This is a genomic window from Priestia sp. YIM B13490 (assembly GCF_042787735.1).
GTDB lineage: Bacteria > Bacillota > Bacilli > Bacillales > Bacillaceae_H > Priestia > Priestia megaterium.
The window spans coordinates 339,417-359,122 of record NZ_JBHZOT010000003.1 but is presented as its reverse complement, the minus strand read 5'-3'; the positions used below and the strand labels follow the sequence as shown (position 1 = coordinate 359,122).

General features: G+C 39.8%; 18 protein-coding genes. 7 read left to right on the top strand and 11 right to left on the bottom strand.

Features of this window, described 5'->3' with window-relative positions:
* The first annotated feature begins 92 nt into the window (after positions 1 to 92).
* Entirely contained in the window at positions 93 to 983 is an 891-nt protein-coding gene (locus tag ACFX4R_RS11710) for a PhzF family phenazine biosynthesis isomerase (protein WP_043982212.1), read from the top strand.
* A 39-nt stretch (positions 984 to 1,022) separates the two neighbouring features.
* Here ACFX4R_RS11710 and ACFX4R_RS11705 read toward each other — a convergent pair whose 3' ends face one another.
* The 3 genes from ACFX4R_RS11705 to ACFX4R_RS11695 form a co-directional block, all read right to left on the bottom strand.
* Positions 1,023 to 1,301 carry a hypothetical protein gene (locus tag ACFX4R_RS11705; RefSeq protein ID WP_223268911.1) on the bottom strand — a complete coding sequence of 93 codons (279 nt, stop codon included), beginning with the start codon at positions 1,299 to 1,301 and terminating at the stop codon, positions 1,023 to 1,025.
* A 113-nt stretch (positions 1,302 to 1,414) separates the two neighbouring features.
* Positions 1,415 to 2,917: a bifunctional ADP-dependent NAD(P)H-hydrate dehydratase/NAD(P)H-hydrate epimerase gene (locus ACFX4R_RS11700; RefSeq protein ID WP_043982211.1), complete on the bottom strand. Its 1,503-nt coding sequence runs from the start codon at positions 2,915 to 2,917 to the stop codon at positions 1,415 to 1,417.
* An 11-nt stretch (positions 2,918 to 2,928) separates the two neighbouring features.
* Entirely contained in the window at positions 2,929 to 3,969 is a 1,041-nt protein-coding gene (locus ACFX4R_RS11695) for a C45 family autoproteolytic acyltransferase/hydrolase (RefSeq protein WP_162214158.1), read from the bottom strand.
* Positions 3,970 to 4,111: 142 nt separating this feature from the next.
* Here ACFX4R_RS11695 and ACFX4R_RS11690 point away from each other — a divergent pair, with 142 nt between their 5' ends.
* The 3 genes from ACFX4R_RS11690 to ACFX4R_RS11680 all read left to right on the top strand — a co-directional run bounded on the left by ACFX4R_RS11690 (position 4,112) and on the right by ACFX4R_RS11680 (position 7,159).
* Positions 4,112 to 5,989 carry a terpene cyclase/mutase family protein gene (locus tag ACFX4R_RS11690; RefSeq protein WP_043982207.1) on the top strand — a complete coding sequence of 626 codons (1,878 nt, stop codon included), beginning with the start codon at positions 4,112 to 4,114 and terminating at the stop codon, positions 5,987 to 5,989.
* A gap of 331 nt (positions 5,990 to 6,320) precedes the next feature.
* Positions 6,321 to 6,863: a GNAT family N-acetyltransferase gene (locus ACFX4R_RS11685; protein WP_043982205.1), complete on the top strand. Its 543-nt coding sequence runs from the start codon at positions 6,321 to 6,323 to the stop codon at positions 6,861 to 6,863.
* Positions 6,864 to 6,964: 101 nt separating this feature from the next.
* Positions 6,965 to 7,159, top strand: coding sequence for a hypothetical protein (locus ACFX4R_RS11680; protein WP_043982203.1), 195 nt, complete (start codon positions 6,965 to 6,967; stop codon positions 7,157 to 7,159).
* 1 nt (position 7,160) lies between these two features.
* Here the strand turns inward: ACFX4R_RS11680 and ACFX4R_RS11675 are convergent, their stop codons facing one another.
* From ACFX4R_RS11675 to ACFX4R_RS11660, 4 genes are all read right to left on the bottom strand, one after another.
* Positions 7,161 to 7,952 carry an ABC transporter ATP-binding protein gene (locus ACFX4R_RS11675; RefSeq protein ID WP_162214157.1) on the bottom strand — a complete coding sequence of 264 codons (792 nt, stop codon included), beginning with the start codon at positions 7,950 to 7,952 and terminating at the stop codon, positions 7,161 to 7,163.
* A gap of 18 nt (positions 7,953 to 7,970) precedes the next feature.
* A complete protein-coding gene (locus ACFX4R_RS11670; protein WP_162214156.1) occupies positions 7,971 to 8,453 on the bottom strand; it encodes a GNAT family N-acetyltransferase in 483 nt (160 codons plus the stop codon).
* A 158-nt stretch (positions 8,454 to 8,611) separates the two neighbouring features.
* Positions 8,612 to 9,088 carry a site-2 protease family protein gene (locus ACFX4R_RS11665; RefSeq protein WP_013082995.1) on the bottom strand — a complete coding sequence of 159 codons (477 nt, stop codon included), beginning with the start codon at positions 9,086 to 9,088 and terminating at the stop codon, positions 8,612 to 8,614.
* Between the two features lie 146 nt (positions 9,089 to 9,234).
* A complete protein-coding gene (locus ACFX4R_RS11660; protein ID WP_237075032.1) occupies positions 9,235 to 10,053 on the bottom strand; it encodes an AraC family transcriptional regulator in 819 nt (272 codons plus the stop codon).
* A 138-nt stretch (positions 10,054 to 10,191) separates the two neighbouring features.
* Between ACFX4R_RS11660 and lacZ the strand changes: the two genes are divergently transcribed.
* A complete protein-coding gene (gene lacZ / locus ACFX4R_RS11655) occupies positions 10,192 to 13,296 on the top strand; it encodes a beta-galactosidase, LacZ type (protein ID WP_377569612.1) in 3,105 nt (1,034 codons plus the stop codon).
* A 36-nt stretch (positions 13,297 to 13,332) separates the two neighbouring features.
* On the opposite strand, the gene ACFX4R_RS11650 is transcribed toward lacZ, so the two are convergent.
* From ACFX4R_RS11650 to ACFX4R_RS11635, 4 genes are all read right to left on the bottom strand, one after another.
* Positions 13,333 to 14,244: an EamA family transporter gene (locus ACFX4R_RS11650; RefSeq protein ID WP_377569610.1), complete on the bottom strand. Its 912-nt coding sequence runs from the start codon at positions 14,242 to 14,244 to the stop codon at positions 13,333 to 13,335.
* Between the two features lie 98 nt (positions 14,245 to 14,342).
* On the bottom strand, positions 14,343 to 16,259 hold the full coding sequence (locus ACFX4R_RS11645; RefSeq protein WP_043982191.1) for a vWA domain-containing protein: 1,917 nt from the start codon (positions 16,257 to 16,259) through the stop codon (positions 14,343 to 14,345).
* A gap of 11 nt (positions 16,260 to 16,270) precedes the next feature.
* On the bottom strand, positions 16,271 to 17,185 hold the full coding sequence (locus tag ACFX4R_RS11640; RefSeq protein WP_043982189.1) for an AAA family ATPase: 915 nt from the start codon (positions 17,183 to 17,185) through the stop codon (positions 16,271 to 16,273).
* 131 nt (positions 17,186 to 17,316) lie between these two features.
* Complete coding sequence (locus tag ACFX4R_RS11635) at positions 17,317 to 17,547, bottom strand: YkvS family protein (protein WP_013056869.1); 231 nt, start codon at positions 17,545 to 17,547, stop codon at positions 17,317 to 17,319.
* 421 nt (positions 17,548 to 17,968) lie between these two features.
* On the opposite strand from ACFX4R_RS11635, the gene ACFX4R_RS11630 reads away from it, so the two are divergent.
* Together ACFX4R_RS11630 and ACFX4R_RS11625 are read left to right on the top strand one after the other, a co-directional pair.
* Complete coding sequence (locus ACFX4R_RS11630) at positions 17,969 to 18,463, top strand: RNA polymerase sigma factor (RefSeq protein WP_016763958.1); 495 nt, start codon at positions 17,969 to 17,971, stop codon at positions 18,461 to 18,463.
* Positions 18,460 to 19,650 (top strand): anti-sigma factor, encoded by a 1,191-nt coding sequence (locus ACFX4R_RS11625; protein ID WP_043982187.1) that lies wholly within the window; start codon positions 18,460 to 18,462, stop codon positions 19,648 to 19,650. Before ACFX4R_RS11630 ends, ACFX4R_RS11625 begins: the two co-directional genes overlap by 4 nt.
* Positions 19,651 to 19,706: the final 56 nt, after the last annotated feature.

Genomic DNA, 19,706 nt, shown 5'->3' with positions numbered 1-19,706 from the left:
AACGTTCAGGTATTTCACTATTTTAATAGCCGATCATTTAATAACACTGGTTAAAGCTTTCATACAATGATATAAAAATGGAGGTAATTTCTATGAAAGAAGCGATTGTTTATCAATACGATGCGTTCAGTACGCGCCCTAATAAAGGAAACCCTGCAGGAATTGTGTTTAATGGAGATGATTTTTCAGCTGAAGAAATGCAGATGATTGCTTATCAAGTACAGTTTAACGAAACGGCTTTTATCATGAAGTCTTCCCGCGCTGATTTACGAATTCGATATTTTACACCCGGACAAGAAGCAGATTTGTGCGGTCATGCGACCGTCGCTTCTCTTTATGCTTTACACAGTAAAAACAAACTTCCAAAAACTACATTTACAGTGGAAACAAATGCTGGAATTTTGCCGATGACTGTACAGAATAGAAACGGACAACCTGTTATCACCATGAGTCAAGCTTCTCCGCAGTTTCATCCGTTTTCAGGTTCAAAAGAAAAACTGGCAAAAGCTCTTAATCTTCATATTGATGACCTTGATCAAAGACTGCCTATTGTATATGGAAGTACAGGGAACTGGACGCTTATTGTACCTTTAAAAAATTTAGATGCCTGTAAAAAGATGAAGCCTAATCAAGAAGATTTTCCTCATATTTTAACAGATATGCCAAAAGCATCTATTCATCCCTTTTGTTTTGAAACGATTCACTCAGAAGCTCATATGCACGGAAGACATTTCTCTTCACCATTTTCAGGTACGGTAGAAGACGCCGTAACTGGAACAGCATCAGGCGTAATGGGCGCCTATTATGCGAGATATGTGGACCAGCAAGATAACGGCCGCTGGCAATTTGTCATTGAGCAAGGACAGGAAATAGATAAAGATGGCTTCGTTCATGTAGAAATTACAAAAACAGAGAATACGTATGGTGTGGTAATCGCAGGAGAAGCTGCCTATGTAACCAAGCAAATCGTTTCTCTTTCCTAATAAAAACGTGTCCGCCTATTTGGCGAACACGTTTTTTGTTTAGTAAATAATAGCCTGTACGCTCATTATTGTAACGGTTAAAATAAGAATCACATTCCCTATAATTAACCACGGCTTTGCGCTTCCTCTTCTACCTTTAATAGCCGTGATTAGTCCAGCAATGGGCAATAAAGCCATAACGATGACCCAAATTTTACGAAGAATGCTGGAATCCAAATAAAAACCAAACTGCATCATCGCAAATAACACGACTGTGATAAGGAAGAAAAGTGTAGGCACAGCTAAATGAATACCTCTTGGTCTCATTGAGTAGTACACAACATCACTTTCTTTCTATGTAAAATCTTACGTAAAATAACGTTATCATTTACAAAGAGTTTTGACAACTTTTTGAAGGAATTTGTCAACAAATTTTAATAATCTAGAAGAAATTACTTTTTACTCAGCTGCCCTAAGACTGCCGGCAGTGCAGAAATAACGTCGCTTGCTAACATATCCATCATTGTATGCCCCTGATCGAGCAGCACATCCGCTGCTTTTCCGTGAACATATACCGCATTACTGATTGCTTCTTGAAGAGAATCATGCTGCATAATAAAAGCGAGGATGATCCCTGTTAACGTGTCACCCGTTCCGCCTTTTGCAAGTCCCGCGTTTCCAGTGGTATTTACGTATTGTTTTCCGTCAGGTGTTGTAACAATCGTGTTTGGACCTTTTAATACAAGGTACACACCATGTTCTACTGCGTATTGCCTAGCTATTGAAAATCGATTTGCTTCTACTTCGGCGATTGTTGTGTCCACGAGCCTTGCCATTTCTCCCGGATGAGGCGTTAAAATCGTTGCATGTTCTCTTTCTTTTACTTCTTTTTCTAAATGGGGAAGATGAAAAAGAGCATCGGCGTCCACCACAACAGAAACCGGCTGGTGAAGCACTTGTTCGACGACTTTCTTCGTTTCTTTGGTTCTCCCAAGCCCTGGTCCGACTGCAATTGCATCATACTTCCCTTCTTCTAAAGGAATCTCGCCTGCAAAAAATCCTTCTTTGCTTGGACATGGTTTATACATCACTTCCAGCATGTGAGCAGCTGCAATCGCATGAATATCGCTCGGAAGCGCAAGTGTTAAAAGTCCCGCTCCGCTTGTGAGCGCTGCTTTTGACGTTAGCATCGGCGCTCCGGGTGTTTGAAGCGAACCTCCTATTACGATTCCTTTTCCATGTGTACCTTTATTAGACGAAGCGTTTCGAATGGGAAAAGATTGTTTAATATGCTGAGTTGACCATACTTCCTTAAGAGATGAACTTTTTTCAATTGCTAGCGGCGGAATACCGATATCTACTACAATCAATTCACCGTAACTTTCTTTACTCGGGTATGTAAATGCCGTGACTTTCGGCTGCTGAAGCGTAATCGTAGCATCTGCACGTACCGTAAGCTCTTGCTTCTGTTCCATTACTCCACTTGGGACATCGATGCTGTATATGTAAGCATTAGAATCGTTTATTTTTTTTATAATGTCATCGTAAGGAGATTTGATACTGCCTTTTACGCCTATACCTAATAAACAATCAATAAGAACCGTATACTTTTTCACAGAGAAGTTGTCTCCAGCCGATTGCCACGTGAACCCAGCATTTTCATAGATGATCATGGCTTTTTTAGCCGCGTCTTTTATTTTTTCCCGTGCAGGAACTACCCAGACGTCAACCTCATAGCCTTTTGACTTCAAAGCACGGGCAATAACAAAGCCGTCTCCTCCATTGTTTCCCGTTCCTATAAGCAGCCCTATGTTTTCATGTTTTTTGATTCGCTCACTCAGCGCGTTGGCAGCAGCCTGCCCGGCATTTTCCATAAGGGACTCTTCACTCATCCCAATTGTATTCATCATATAATCATCCACTTGATACATCTCTTGATTCGTTACAATTCTCATTATGCTGCTCCTTACTGAAACGGAAATGGTTCATCTGTATTTACCGTTCCTTTTATTTTCGTTATAGTTAATTGTTCTCCTTTCACCCAATCTTCAAACGAGAAAATGAGAGGCTTTGCTTTTCGTCCAATCCCCACAATGACTTGCAGCGTCTCCGGTACATATGCTACTGTATGAAGCGTTCCAGCAGAATTCCGGTAATCTTCTTTAAAAATACCGTATTCATCTTCATTAAATAAAGAGAAAGCTTCAAGAGGCGATAGCTTTTTTTCAATATGATCTCGAATATGATCGAGCCTTTCCTTTGACTCTACCAAATGATGACGATTTTCTTCGACCAGCTGATTAAAATGGTTCGTACATCCCATCATCGTCCCTCTTTGTACATGAACGCCTCTTCCAGATGCTTCGACTACTGCTCCCTGTCCGCTGCGGTCATAAATGGAATAATTAAACGCATGACGATGCGGTGCTCTTTCTAAAATAGCAATAGCCTCTTCTGTCGTTTCACATGTTTCTAAAATAAACCGAGCGAGCGTACAGCAAATAAATCCGTTTGTTTGACGGCGGCGATTAACAAAATGATAGCCAATTGCCAGTCCTTTTTCATTCATTCCATCCATTCGCCCAATCATTCTCGTTCCAAATCCGACGCTTGCATATCCTTCATTTGGCTGAAAAAGCAAAAATCGACCTTCGTACGTTTTAGGATGATAATCGTAGTTTCGTACATACACGCCGTGCTGCATAAGAGCAGAACATCCCGTTTTTTTCCACTCTTGCTGATACCCGCTGTATTCATGAATAACGTCTTCAAGAAGCCAATCTAAGCCTTCTGCTAAGCCCACTAGCTCATCCCACAGTCCACGAGCAAATAAGTCGTAATAATGACGAGCTTCTTTTGCTATCGTTTGATAGCTTCGTAATGAACGTTTTCTTCTTTTTTGATGATTTTCAAACAGCTTTGTTCCTTTATGTAATTTCCCTTGCATTTTACCAAGCTCTCGGTAAGAGCCTCGTCCTTGAATGACTTCTACCTGTATTTCTTTCACTTCTATCACTCCAATTTTCCATTACCTTTATTGTGCAGCAAGCGCTCTATTCTTTGCAACTTTCTCCTCTCATAGAACTCTCTTCCTTTGAATACAGTTATAAAGAAACAGGTCGAAAGATTGAAAAGCATTATCATAAGAGGTGATCATATTGCTAAAGGAAGTTCAGCTAGAGATTCAGCGAAGAATCGCCTATCTGCGCCCAACACAAAAAAATGACGGGTCATTTCGCTACTGTTTTGAAACAGGCGTTATGCCTGATGCGTTTTTAATTATGCTTCTTCGCACCTTTGATTTAGATAAAGAAGTGTTGATTAAACAATTAACCGAACGGATCGTTTCCCTTCAAAATGAAGATGGTCTTTGGACGTTGTTTGATGATGAAGAACATAACTTATCCGCCACTATTCAAGCTTATACAGCTCTTTTATATTCAGGGTATTACCAAAAAAACGACCGGATTTTGCGAAAAGCAGAAAGATATATTATAGATTCGGGAGGCATTTCGCGCGCTCATTTTCTCACAAGATGGATGCTTTCTGTTAACGGTTTATACGAGTGGCCAAAGCTATTTTACCTCCCGCTTTCTCTTTTGCTCGTGCCTACCTATGTACCGCTTAACTTTTATGAATTAAGCACTTATGCCAGAATTCACTTCGTTCCGATGATGATAGCAGGAAACAAAAAATTCTCACTTACTTCTAGACATACACCTTCTCTTTCTCATTTAGATGTAAGAGAACAGAAACAGGAATCGAAGGAAAATGCTCAAGAATCACGCGCTTCTATTTTTTTAGTCGACCATTTAAAACAGCTGGCTTCTTTACCTTCTTACATCCACAAGCTTGGTTATCAAGCAGCCGAGCGTTACATGCTAGAAAGAATTGAAAAAGATGGAACACTCTACAGCTACGCCACCTCTACTTTTTTTATGATTTACGGTCTTTTGGCTCTTGGCTATAAAAAAGATTCATTTGTGATCCAAAAAGCAATTGACGGGATTTGTTCACTACTTAGTACATGCAGCGGCCACGTGCACGTAGAAAACTCCACGTCAACCGTTTGGGATACCGCGCTGCTCTCTTACGCTCTACAGGAAGCAGGTGTACCGCAGCAAGATCCCATGATTAAAGGCACAACTCGCTATTTAAAGAAAAGACAGCATACAAAGCTTGGAGATTGGCAGTTTCATAACCCAAATACAGCGCCTGGAGGCTGGGGGTTTTCCGATATTAATACGAATAACCCTGACTTAGACGATACGTCTGCTGCTATCAGAGCTCTTTCTAGAAGAGCGCAAACCGACACAGATTATTTGGAGTCTTGGCAAAGAGGCATTAACTGGCTGCTATCCATGCAAAACAAAGACGGGGGTTTTCCTGCATTTGAAAAAAATACCGACTCTATTTTATTTACTTATCTACCGCTTGAAAATGCAAAAGATGCAGCGACGGATCCGGCTACTGCCGATTTAACCGGTCGAGTGCTTGAGTGTCTCGGAAACTTTGCTGGCATGAATAAATCCCACCCTTCGATTAAAGCTGCAGTAAAATGGCTGTTTGATCATCAATTGGATAACGGGAGCTGGTACGGCCGGTGGGGAGTTTGCTATATTTACGGAACGTGGGCCGCTATTACAGGACTCCGTGCTGTAGGGATTTCTGCTTCTGATCCTCGTATCATCAAAGCTATCAACTGGCTCAAAAGCATTCAACAAGAAGACGGTGGATTCGGAGAATCATGCTATAGCGCTTCTTTAAAAAAATATGTGCCACTATCGTTTAGCACCCCTTCTCAAACGGCTTGGGCTCTCGATGCTTTAATGACAATATGTCCGTTAAAAGATCGATCCGTTGAAAAAGGAATTAAATTTTTACTGAATCCAAATCTTACAGAGCAGCAAACTCATTACCCCACGGGAATTGGTCTTCCTGGACAATTTTATATTCAGTACCACAGCTACAATGATATTTTTCCTCTTCTTGCACTTGCCCACTACGCAAAAAAACATTCTTCGTAAAAAGGGTGGGACAAAAGGAGTTTAGCTGAAGGAAGATCCGAACGATGAATCGAGATTCTTGCTTGAGAATCCAACTCGTTCGGATTTTTTTATTTGTAGGATGAACGTAGGCTTGCTTCATATATGTAGAGCAGTTAATGGGAAGCCAAGTCTTGCACGGAAATCAACCGCGGTGTAACAAGCACTCCATACTAGCACATTGATCCCATTTGTTTGTCTTGAGATTCGATGGACATAGTTGTGTCTCAATTTCTTTTTATACGTAAAAGCAGGTTTTTTAAGAAACAAGTGGAATACCTTTTTAAATGTTAGAAAAGAAAGGATGCATCAAATGAATAATGTTTCACCATTTTTAAAAGGAAAAAACGTGATACTAAGAAAACCAAAGGACAGCGATGTAAATGACTACCTAGCATGCAAACAAACAAAAGAACTTATTCGCATGTACGGAGGCGATACCCGAAACTTAAAACCTCTTACATTACAAGATGCCAAGCGGCACGTCGAGTACATAAAGTCTCAAAAGCTGAATTGGTGCATTGAATATCAGCAGCGTTTTGTTGGAGAGGCCCGGCTGACCGTTAACGAGTACGACCGGCGCGCACGGTATGCAATTGGTTTATTTGATTCCTCCGTTTGGAATCAAGGGCTAGGCACTGAAGTTACAAAATTGGTACTTGCGTATGCATTTGAACACCTTCACTTGCACAGAGTCGATTTACGAGTGCTCGAATACAACCATAGAGCCATTGCTTGTTATGAAAAATGCGGTTTTGTAAAAGAAGGAATAGAGCGTGAAGGTGCTTTTATTGAAGAAGCATTTCAGACAGATCTTATCATGAGTATACTCGAACAAGAATATTATCAGCTGTAGAAAAGAGAACCAGCTGTCATCATCTTACTTCTTTAAAAGTTCGTATAGCCCAAGCCTTTTGTGAATAAAGTAACATAACGATATAATCAAAGGAGCCAACGATGACAGCTTATGATTCCTCTTCTTTTGTATTTGTAACCATTGATAAACATGACATTGCTGCTTTTTTACTAATTGATATTATTTGCGGCACCACTATTTATGTAGCATGTAAACATTATCTTCACAATGAGCTTGTTTCCATTGCAAGCAGCGCTCTTTTTCCCATTGTATGTAAGAAGGTTTCTCGACGTTAGATCAGCTTTTTACCGGTACCGGTTCTTTTAATGACAGCCAAGTGCGTTCCTTCTGCTGCTTAATCTCTACGGAGTGATTAAAAAATTTAGAAAGATGCGGCTCAGTGAGCTGGTCTTTCGTTTTTCCAGAAGAAAACACTTCTCCTTGGCGCATACAAAGCGTATGGGTAAAGCAAGGCAAAATTTCTTCTACATGGTGAGTAACATAAATAAGCGTAGGCGCTTTTGGCTGCTCTGCCATTTTTGCAATCAGCTGAAGAAGCTGTTCTCGGGCCATTATATCTAGACCTGTACATGGCTCATCAAGTATTAAAAGCTTTGGTGAAGCCATAAGAGCTCGGGCAATTAGCACCCGCTGGCGCTCTCCTTGAGAAAGTGTTCCGTACGCCTGATTTTGTAAATCTGCGCAATTTAGCAGCTGCATTAATTCTATGGCTTGGTTCATATCTTTTTGCTCCACTTGTTCATATAAACCAATAGATGCAAATTTGCCGCTTAAAATCAATTCTAAAACCGTATCGTCATCTCGAAACCGCTGCTGAAGCGAAGAACTTACCCACCCGATTTCTTTTCTGAGCTCAGACAGATTTGTTTCTCCAAATTTCCTTGAAAGAACTTCTACTTGACCTTTTGTAGGCCAGATATATCCGTTGATTATATTTAAAAGCGTCGTTTTTCCGGAACCATTTAACCCAAGCAAACACCAATGTTCCCCTTTTTCCACTAACCACGACACGTTTTTTAAAATTTCTTTTTCTGCTCGTTTTACCGAAACGTTCTTAATTTTGATCATGCTACCACTCCTATACTCTCATTTTTCATTATATATACTATAAAAGAATAACGATTTATCCCATTTGTTAACTTGCTTTTCTTTTTTCATGCCAATTCTTTCAGCCACTTTAATCGATGGGAAATTGTCAGGATCTATTAATGATATAATCTTCTGAAATTTCAGCGTATGAAGTCCATAATCTAAGCAAGCTTTTGCTGCTTCCCTCGCATAGCCTTCCCCCCAGCGGCTGCGTAAAAATAAATAACCAAGTTCTGGATCTACCTTTCCGTCTACTTTTTGAAGAACCATGCCGCACTGCCCTAGAAACTCTCCTTTCTGTTTATCCTCAGCGATCCACATGCTAATGCCGTACGTTTGATAATGCTGCTTCATCCATTGAATCCAGCGGCGTGTGTCTTGTTCGCTTTTAGTAGAAGAATAATACTTCATTGCTTCAGCATCCTCAAAGATTTTCAGTAAATTTCCTGCATCGCTTTCGGCCATGGCTCGCAGCGTCATTCGTTCTGTCTCAATAATCGTATGAATCCTCTCCTTTCTTACATTCCAACATCTTCTATCTTTATTATCCGCTACTATTTTCTTTTCGTAAAGTTTTCCTTTTTTTATTTAAATGAACGAGAAAAAACGCACCAAAAAAGGCTGCTGCACACAGCCCTTTAATCTGGATCACACGTTTTCCCGTACCGTAATACGTTATATATAGCACGTCCATCACTTGCAGTTGTCTCTGTATATTGAATTGGCAGCAGTGAGAAAATAACATAATAGACTGAAAAATAAACAAATTGATAGCAAAATATATCTTCAGGCAGAATATTAGCCATAATTAATCCATTTATTATAAAAATAGTAAGCAAATTAAACAGTACACCACCAGCATACACCACTGCATGAGAAATGCGACTGTCATTCTTAAGATTTTCATATTTACAAAACGAGTCTAAAAAGTAGACTGACTTAATTTTAAACTTCCCCATTTTAAGAATCGTTTTCCCTCGCCCAATAGTAAAATCGACCTTCCCTCCGAAAATAATTGCCATGACGGAATGCCCCAGCTGATGAACAAATGATACAAGTGGCAATACAAGACAGAATGACCACACAAATTTTGGAAGATCATTTAACCCAAACACGTTTATCCCTCCTTTTTGTTTCTTCTCTCTACTTTTCCTCCCCGTTTTCACTTAAAACTACATTTAATTTCTTTTTTAAAACTCATACGAAATAACCAGCATACACATCATGTCTTATGACCTAGATAAACCCCGATATATGTAGCTTATGAAAAATACATTTTTCGAAAAATAGTTGGCGTAACGTTTTCCTGTTCTTTGAAACGCTTGATAAAGTAGCTTGGATGTTCATACCCTACTTGTCTTGCTATATCTTGTACAGAGATTTGGTTGTTTTTAAGCAACAGTTTCTTTGCTTTTTGAATCCGCACGCGCGTTACGTATTCAAATGGCCGGATGCCAAGAGATTGTTGAAAAAGCAAACACGTATACTGCTCCGTTACGTTGAGCTGCTGCGCCAGTACTTCTAGCGTTAACGGCTGATGATAATATTCCTCGATATAACGAAGGACTGGGTTTAGCTGAGTAATTTGCTGCAGACGACTTTTACTTTCTATATATACGCTGTCTTGGCGAAGTTTTAAAATGACGCTGTATAGTAGTTCAGAGCACTGCATGGTGCTAGAGGTATGATTTTCTTCTAACCGATCCATTAGTTCTTGAAGCATCCTGTAAAGACTTTCAGGATTTGTAAGGACGATTTTTCCCGAATTAATAAATTGAAGAGAAAGCATGATATCATCAATCACACTTCCGTTAAAAGAAACCCAGCATACTTGCCATTCGCTCGTAACGGGATAGTATTCGTGCGGAACGTGCGGCGTCAGAAACATCCCTTCATTTTCTTTTATAATATAAACCTCGTCGTTTACACGAAGCTCGCCTCTTCCTTTTAGGCATTGAATCCATTGATAATCAGGAAACTCTCCCTGACGCTTAATATGCGTTTGGTGTCTCCAGCTTCCAGCGCTTGTAACATAGAATGGCAGTTTCATATCTTCATCTGAAAGAGCCGGAAAGTACATACGGTCCACATTACTTCCCCCTTTTTATGTGAATATAGTTATATTATCATGAAAATAATTAGATTGATAAGGTTTTCAGAAAACGTTATCATTTTCATATAAACTAATAACCTAGTACTTTAGAAATGAGGGATCGACGTGTTAAAAACCGGCAAGAAATTTCATTATACAGCACCTGCAAACGGATACCCTGAATGGAATAACAACCCTGAAATTTTTCAATTGAACCGTTCAAAAGCACACGCTTTACTTATGCCTTATCAAACGGTCGAAGAGGCCTTGAAAAATGATAGAAAATCTTCTGTTTACTATCAAAGCTTAAATGGCAGCTGGTATTTTCATTTTGCTGAAAATGCAGATGGCCGCGTCAAAAACTTTTTCGCACCTGAGTTTTCATATGAGAAATGGGACTCTATTTCAGTTCCTTCACACTGGCAGCTGCAAGGATATGACTATCCTCAATATACAAACGTGACATACCCTTGGGTTGAAAATGAAGAGCTCGAACCTCCTTTTGCACCGACTAAATATAACCCTGTCGGTCAGTACATCCGTACTTTTACATCTAAATCAGAATGGAAAGATCAGCCGGTGTACGTCAGCTTCCAAGGCGTCGAATCTGCTTTTTACGTATGGATTAACGGTGAGTTTGTTGGTTACAGCGAAGACAGCTTTACTCCAGCTGAATTTGATATAACTTCTTACCTTCAAGAAGGTGAAAATACGATAGCAGTAGAAGTATATCGCTGGAGTGATGCAAGCTGGCTTGAAGACCAAGATTTTTGGCGAATGAGCGGCATCTTCCGAGATGTGTATCTCTATTCTACTCCACCGGTTCACATCTATGACTTTAGCGTTCGTTCGTCGCTTGATAACAACTACGAAGATGGTGAACTTATCGTTTCAGCTGATATTTTAAATTACTTTGAGCACGATACTCAAGGTCTAACATTTGAAGCCATGCTGTATGACGCCAATGGCCAAGAAGTACTACAAGCTCCGCTGCAAACAAATTTAAGTGTGAGCGATCAACGTACAGTCTCCTTGCGTACACACATTAAAAGCCCTGCAAAATGGAGCGCAGAAAGTCCTAATTTGTATACGTTTGTACTCAGCTTAAAGAATTCTGCTGGTTCTATTATCGAAACAGAAAGCTGTAAAGTCGGCTTCCGTACGTTTGAACTAAAGAACGGTCTTATGACAATCAACGGCAAACGTATTGTACTTCGAGGAGTGAATCGCCACGAATTTGATTCAGTAAAAGGCCGGGCAGGCATCACGCGCGAAGACATGCTTCACGACATTTCGCTGATGAAACAGCATAATATTAACGCGGTGCGTACATCCCATTATCCTAACGATTCAGTATGGTATGAACTATGTGATGAATACGGGCTGTACGTTATTGATGAAACCAATTTAGAAACGCACGGAACGTGGACTTATTTACAAGAAGGTGAGCAAAAAGCCGTTCCAGGAAGCAAGCCAGAATGGAAAGAAAACGTATTGGATCGATGTCGTTCCATGTACGAACGTGACAAAAACCACCCTTCTATCATTATTTGGTCGCTTGGAAACGAATCATTTGGCGGAGAAAACTTTCAGCATATGTATACCTTTTTTAAAGAAAAAGATTCCACGAGACTTGTTCATTATGAAGGAATCTTCCATCATCGCGACTATGATGCTTCAGATATAGAAAGCACGATGTACGTTAAGCCAGCAGATGTAGAGCGCTATGCATTAATGAATCCGAAAAAACCTTACATCTTATGTGAATACAGTCATGCAATGGGTAATTCATGCGGGAATCTGTACAAATACTGGGAGCTGTTCGATCAATATCCGATCTTACAAGGCGGTTTTATATGGGACTGGAAAGATCAAGCCCTTCAAGCAACAGCAGAAGACGGTACTTCTTACTTAGCTTACGGGGGAGATTTTGGTGATACTCCTAACGATGGCAACTTCTGTGGAAACGGCTTAATCTTTGCTGATGGGACAGCTAGCCCCAAAATTGCAGAAGTAAAAAAATGCTATCAGCCCGTAAAGTGGACAGCAGTCGACACTGCAAAAGGAAAGTTTGCCGTTCAAAACAAACACTTGTTTACAAACTTGAACGCCTATGATTTTGTTTGGACTGTTGAAAAAAACGGTGAACTCGTTGAAAAGCATGCGTCTCTTTTAAATGTAGCTCCTGATGGTACAGACGAACTGACGCTTTCTTATCCTCTTTGTGAGCAAGAAAATGAAGCTGACGAATTTGTTTTAACTCTTTCTCTCAGATTGTCTAAAGATACAGCCTGGGCTTCAGCTGGATATGAAGTGGCGTACGAACAGTTTGTACTGCCTGCCAAAACCGCTGTGCCTTCAGTAAAAGCTGCTCATCCTGCTTTAACCGTTAACCAAAATGAACAAACGCTTACGGTTACAGGAACTAACTTCACGGCCATTTTTGATAAGCGAAAAGGACAGTTTATTTCTTACAACTACGAGCACACCGAGCTGCTTGCGTCGGGTTTCCGTCCAAATTTTTGGCGTGCAGTAACCGATAATGACCTCGGGAATAAACTGCATGAAAGATGTCAAACGTGGCGTCAAGCAAGCTTAGAGCAGCATGTGCAAAAAATAAGTGTTCAGCCGCAAATTGACTTTGTTATCATTTCGGTTGAACTAGCTTTAGACAACTCTCTTGCTTCTTGCTATGTAACGTATACGCTATATAACGATGGTGAAATGAAAATTGAACAATCTTTAGCACCTTCTGAGACAATGCCTGAAATTCCAGAAATCGGCATGCTGTTTACGATGAATGCGACTTTTGATTCTTTAACATGGTACGGAAAAGGACCTCATGAAAATTATTGGGATCGTAAAACTGGCGCTAAGCTGGCCCTTCATAAAGGCAGTGTAAAAGAGCAAGTCACACCGTATTTACGCCCTCAAGAATGCGGAAATAAAACGGACGTTCGATGGGCCACTATTACAAACGATCAAGGACGCGGCTTTTTGATAAAAGGTTTGCCAACAGTCGAGCTGAATGCTTTACCTTACTCACCTTTTGAACTGGAGGCTTACGATCATTTTTACAAATTGCCGGCAAGCGATTCAGTAACCGTGCGGGTTAACTACAAGCAAATGGGCGTTGGCGGAGACGATAGCTGGCAAGCTAAAACACATCCTGATTACACACTATATGCTAACCGCTCGTATACAAACACGTTTACGCTAAAACCTCTATAAAAACAAGAAGGACTTTCATTTGAAAGTCCTTTTTACTTATGACGTCACCTCTGGCTTTCGCTGAGAAAGTAAAAATACCGTAGCGATAATAAGAATCGTACCTAACCACTCCGTCCATCCAAAGGTCACATGAAGCCATAGAACAGAGAGCGCCGCTGCTGATAAAGGCTCTGCTGACGCAAGAACAATGGCTTCAGAAGCGCTAATATGCTTCAAGCTTTCCAAATAGCAATAAAATGCAATGAGCGTTCCGAATATGATTACAAATAACACCGCACACAGCGACAATAGCGACCATTCACCTGCTATATGCCACGGCGGGTGAATAAATGAAAAACTTACGCCGCCTATCACCATTCCCCAGCCTACTACTTCAATTGAGCTCCATTTCGTAAGAAGACGCTTAGGCTGAAGCGTATAAAAAGCAGACGTCACAGCTGCCCCAATTCCCCAAAACAACGCCCATCCTGTAATAGACAGCTCGTTAAAATTCCCGCTTGTTGCAAGAAAAAAGGTCCCCGTTATGACGAGCACAACAGAAATCATTTCTACTTTCACCGGCCACTTTCTTGCTTGCACAGCTAAATAGCCAATAATAAATATTGGCGACGTATATTGAAGCACTGTAGCTGTAGCAGCGTTTCCTGCTTCAATAGCTGCAAAATATGTATACTGCACGCCGAGCATACCGATTACACCAAACAAAAGCAGCGAAGTCCTCTCTTCTTTTGTTTTCCAAATTGCAAAAATATTGCGCTGCTTAGAGGCTATTGCCAAAAGCAGCAATCCGGATACTAACATACGAACGACAACCAGCCACTCTGCGTTAAAACTTTTATGCTGAAATAAATATTGAGCGACCGTGCCAGATACTCCCCACATTGTGGCGCCAATGATTACAAGCAGCAGCCCCCATGCTCTTCTAGATGACGTTTGAACTCCTTCCACTTGCCATTCCTTCTCTCTTTTTCATATATATTTAACTTACCTCGCTCTTCTTTAACGGTCAATAGCAAAAAAAGTCGAAGCAATATGCTTCGACTTTTTTAAATGCTTTTATGAAGTAATTTCTTGAGTAAAGGAAATAGCACATCGGGAAGTTCTTCGATGTTTGGTACTAGAATACTATATTTCCCGTACATATTTTGAATGGTTTTCTTTTGTCCTTCATCAATTTCCCCGTTGGATAAAAAGACGTTGATGACTTCAATTCCGTGCTTGCGTGCTTCTAATACCGCTTCGTGCGTATCTACAATACCATTTTGTTCATATCCCATAGCGGCTGGTTCACCGTCTGAAAACACAAGTAAAAACTTCTGCTGTTCAGAACGCTGAAGCAAGCGGCGTGTCATATGGCGAATGGCAAATCCATCACGGTTGTCTTCTTCAGGCTCAAGCTGCATAATTTCAGGACCGCTTTTACGCTTTAACGATGCTTGAAAGTCCATAACTGTCTGCAGGTAGTTAGGCTGGCTCGTTTCGGTGGCATCATTTGTATCTTCCCAAAACCCTACAATTTGATGAGGCACCATAACAGATTTTAACGCTTCATGAAATAGCGTAATCCCAAGCTTCGTTTCATCCATTTTGTCGTACATTGATGCGGAACAGTCAACTAAAAGAGAAAAGACGGCATCAATTTGCGCAGAATCTTCATCTTTTTTATAAAACAAACGAGGATTGTCGTCTGTCCATAGTTTTAGAAGCTTTTTATTTAATCGGCCAAAGTGCAGCTCGCTTCTAGGAAGCGTTTTTTTATGTTCAAGCGTTTTTTCAATCATTTGCTTTAATTTCTTTTGATACGATGCAATAATTTTCTTATTCTCATCATACTGAACAACGTGATCGTCGTTCGGAAGTTTAGAATCTATAAAAACAGCATAGGCATGCTTATTTTCTTTCCCATACTCATAATCCGCTTCCCCGTCTTTTTCCGGATGCGTTTGCTCCATGGCTTCGATTTGAGAATAATCGTTCCGCGATGTTTTTTGAGAAGACCCTTGCACCATGCCCATTGCTTGATCTCCATCGTCGCCTTCACGAACACCATCGCCTAGCATGTCTGTTTTTGAGCCTTGATCCATATCAAACTGTAGAAAACTTTGCGTCGCTTCGCTTGTCTCTCGATGCCACATTTCCATTTTCTCTTCGTGAATGTCTTCATCTCCGTCTTTTTCATGCTCTAAAATATCATCGTTCACTAATGAATCTTTGCGTTTTAGATCTTCAAATGTTAACCCTTCTTCTAACTGATCATACTGAAGTTCAGCCAAGAAGAAATAAGTATTAAGCATATCTTTTTCAACAATATCATCAAAGACATCTACAAGTTCAAGACAGATGCGCGATACATCTTTTGTTGTTTTAGCTTCATATACATTTGTTAGCTGTCTGCGGATAAAAGGCATCGCTAAATTAATCGATTCACTCATTGAAGGAATTTCTTCAAATGGATTTTCAGCCGTCAATAGCAAGTAGATGCCGTTAAAAAGTGCATCCGTATACACGCTTTTTGTTAGATTTGCGCTCATTTGTGTAGCAAAATATTTTCTATAGAGCTGTCTTCTGACGGCGAAGGCTTTTTTCGTTCCAGGGCGTTCGCGTTTGCATACTTCTTCTAAACGAATATCTTCAAACAGCATAAACAGCTGCTTAGCTAAGCCAGGTACCGAGGTTTTATTTATTTTCTTTAAATATGCATTAATTTCTTTGAAGTTTGAATGCTTATAGCTTCCAATACTTCTTAAAAATACATCACTTTTTAAGCCGTACACTTTGTCTTCTTCTGGACGGTTATCCCAAAAGTGACTGAGGTAAATAATGCCGTGTACAGGATCATAATAAGAAGAAACGCGATACTCTACTTCAATTTCATCATTTTTTGTTAATGTTTTCGTTAAATCTGCCAGCTCCATATAGAGAAAGGAATCTACATTTTTGTCGTTAAATTTAATAAATCGCATAGCGCCACTCCTTACTCAAATAATGTTTCAGCAATATTTTGAATGGCGGCTTTTTCCCTTTCATCTTCTAGCTTTTCAATAATACCGCGTCTAATCGCGCGAAGAGGCGGCATATAAAGAGCTAAATCACACGTATCGATAAGCGCACGAATAGACGCAGCTTCTTCTGATACATGGCCGCTTTGAACTTGAGTAATTAAATCCGCAGAGAGCGTGACAAATTTATCAATTAATTTTTCGTCTTTTAACTGAGACTGAGACATCAGAACTTGCTTTAAGCTGCCTCCTTGAATATACGGCACTTCAATAACAACAAAACGATTTTTTAACGCTTCGTTTAATGGAACGGTACCAACATACCCCTCATTAATAGCCGCTACTACGCCGAACGTTTGCTGACCGCGTACTACATCTCCAGTGAATGGGTTCGTAATCATTTTTCGGTAATCAAGAACCCCATTTAAAATAGGAAGTGTTTCAGGTTTAGCCATGTTAATTTCATCAATATATAATAAATGCCCTTTTTTCATTGCCTGAATAACAGGTCCTTCCACAAACTCAATACCTGTTTTCCCTTCTTGTTCAGCAATTGTTTTAAAACCAAGCAGCGCTTCTGCATCTAAGTCAACCGAGCAGTTAACGCTATGCATCGGCTGAGAAAATAAATGCGACAGCGTTTCAGCAAGCTTTGTTTTACCTGAACCTGTTGGTCCTTTTAAAAGTACGTTTTTCCCTAGTGACAAGGCAATAATAGCATCTTCTAAAATATCTGCTTCTTCTGCTGTATAGCCGCCTTTTCCAATTAATAGCTGATCAGCATCGGACAAGTTTTCATATTTACGATTCGCTAAAAGCGAAAGAACCTCTTGTGGTAATGATAATTGTGATAGTTGAATTGACATAACAAAAATCCTTTCTTTCTGCATACTTTCTATAGTTTACTAAAAAACATTCTTCTTCTCAAAGAATTGCTTTACCTACGCTTTTCTCTAAGGTTTCCGATAGAAAAACCGCAGTCTTTAAACATATATTCAGTAAAAAAAAGTAGGTTATTCACCTACTTTTTTACGATTTTATAGTTTTTATGATTAACGACTGTTTTCATGGATTCGCCCGTTTCAGCATCTTTCCCAAAATCTACGATAACCGAATTGTCTCGCACTACCATAACAATTCCTTTAAATCCTTTATAGTCGCCTTTTTTTGGCTGAATGGTATCGCCAACTTTAGCTGCTTTGACTTTAGGTGCTTGTTCTTCTGTACCTTGTGTATTTTCTACGTCCATCATGACCCCACCTTTTCCAATTTACCGTGTTTTTTATAAGTGAAAACACAATTTAATTTACTTTTTGTTGAAAATACTTAGTTTATTTTCCCACAAACATCCATGGTTAAACACCATGTGTTTGTCCATTTTTATTTTGCAAACAAACGCTGTATTTTTTATTATGTATGTAGCTGTTTTTTGTAAGAGCACATCCTTGTTCTATCATAACATTTTCTGTTTCCTTCGAACACCAATTACCCTTTAGTTTTTTAAAAAAATGACAAATTACATGGAATTATGTCGAATTTCATATGGTTTTCTTTTTAGTATGATAAGCTATATATCGTATTTTAAGCATCTTTTATCTATTACATACGATTTTTGATAAAAAAACCGAAACTTTTATCCACAAATTGCGTTGATTAAATGAAAGGGGGAGAAAATGGCACAACAGCATAACTTTGAACACATTTATAAACAGCACATGCATGATTTGCTGCGCTATCTTCTCTCTCTTACTCGCAGAAAAGAATCAGCGGAAGATTTAATGCAGGAGACCTTTTACCGGGCACTTTTACACTTAGAAACATATAAAGGCGAAGAAGTGAAGCCTTGGCTGTTCAAAATTGCTTATCACGCCTTTATTGACTGGTATCGAAAAGAAAAAAAACGCCCTACTGTCGAAATAGAAGAATGGCACTTTACTCCTCAGCCAAGTGCTGAAGAACAAGTGATGATTCAAAGTGAAATCGACGGCTGGCTTTCTGATGTATCTGCTTTGCCTCCGGCTAAGCAGAATATTGTACTGTTACGAGATTATCACGGCTTCACATATGAAGAGATTGCAGAAATGACTGGCTATACTCTGTCAAAAGTGAAAATGGACTTGTATCGTGGTCGTCAACAATTGAAAAAAAGAAAGGAAGAGGACGGATGAGCTGTCAAGATATGAAGCATCAATGGGAAAAATATAAAAACGGCACTTTGACAGACAAAGAAGCAGAAGCACTTGAAGAACATACGGAAAATTGTGAAGCATGCTCGGCTCATTTGGAGCACTTGCTAACTGAAGATGAACTGTTATCGCCAACTTCATCAGCTACTTCACTAAGTGACGATACGATGTTGGATAATAAAAAAGTTAAAAAGTCCATTTATATCGCCAAATGGAAGCAGCGCCTTTCAAATGTGACAACTGTCATTGGCTCTGTCGTTCTGCTATGGATAATCGGCAGCTTTTTATCTATTGTATATTATCATCAATCAAAAACCGAATACATAAACAGCGTGAATCAAGCGGCTATCGAATCTGCTTTTCCGAACGTTCATATACGTGAAACCACTTCTGATACACAGTCCTTTTTCCGCATGCAGTCGCAAATGGAAGCTTATAAGCAAATTGGACGTGAAGAGCAGGCCATTGGGACGTTTACATTTCATCAGCTGTTTGATAAAACAAGCGGTGTAGAAAAAGAATTTTCCGGCGGCAAATACGACCTCAACCTTTCTTTTGTCTATCCTGATCCCAAAAAACTAAAGCTGCATGCAAAAGAGTATAAGGAATGGACAAACGAAACATGGAAAGCGTTAGAAAATCTACCAAAAGGAACGGTAAGCGAAGTGGCTATTTCTTTTGATGATACGTATTCGCTAAAAGAAGTTCAGCAAAAAATGAACGCCATCGACAGCCGTGATTTTTCTACCTCTTGGTACGCGCTTAATACAGGGCACGAACAAAAAACAAGCACAAAAGATGAGCCATTAATTGACTTAACATCAACATTTGGCTTTCCAGAGTTTTTAGACTTACCTTACGATCACAAAGGAAATCAAACCCACTCTACTAGCAAGTCGAATGTTTTAAATATGATGAAATTATTAGCCGATAATGAAGAAACGGTCCAAAAAGTTCGTCAGCTGGACCATTCCGATCTGTTGCTAAAGCAGCGATATTCTTATGTAAAAAAACACGGCGTCGGTGTGTACGGCGTTGTGATTACAGGGCCTACAAAAAAGCTTCTGAAATTAAAGAATGATCCGTCGATCACATATGCGTCACTTGGAGATGTAGAGCTATGGAATTGGTTCAGTCGTCCCTCATCAGGTACGTTAATGAATCAGTAGTGGCTGAGACAAAAGTATAGCAGTGGAAGAAAAATCCGAACGATAAATCAAGACTC